The 516-nt window shown below is 53.9% G+C and carries 1 protein-coding gene; it reads left to right on the forward strand.

Annotated elements, in window-relative coordinates; all coding sequences use genetic code 11:
* Positions 1–516, forward strand: a 516-nt coding sequence (locus PORUE0001_RS00870) for a DDE-type integrase/transposase/recombinase (RefSeq protein ID WP_007364556.1), incomplete at both ends; no start/stop codon positions are given.

Below are 516 nucleotides of genomic sequence, written 5' to 3' on the forward strand. Positions count from 1 at the left end.
AAGGAACCTTTCAAGTAGGTCGAGACTGGCTTTACAAAGTGTTAGGAGCCAACGACATGCTGCTGAGAAGTCGCAAGCGCAAGCGTCCACCCCAGACGACCAAAGGAGTAGTCAATCACGGCTTCCAAGACCACCTGAACACCACCCCTAAGTACATCGCCACCGACCATTGCCGGCTCACCGTCTCAGACATAACCTACGTCAAGTGTTTAGGGGGCTTCGCATATCTCTCCCTGACGATGGATGCTTATAGCCGCATCATCACCGGCTTTGACCTGCAGCCCACGCTCTCCACAGAGGGCCCCTACAACGCACTAAAACAGACCGTTGACTTCTACCAAAAGCATGGCTTTGACCTCAAAGGACTCATCTTCCATAGCGACCGAGGCTGTCAATACGTCTCCAAGCAGATGACCGACTACGAGGCCAGCCTAGGCATCGTAACCAGCGTCACCCAGACAGGCAACCCTCTCCACAACGCTATGGCAGAGCGACTTAACGGGATCATCAAGAACG

This window comes from Porphyromonas uenonis 60-3 (genome assembly GCF_000174775.1).
Taxonomy (GTDB): Bacteria; Bacteroidota; Bacteroidia; order Bacteroidales; family Porphyromonadaceae; genus Porphyromonas; species Porphyromonas uenonis_A.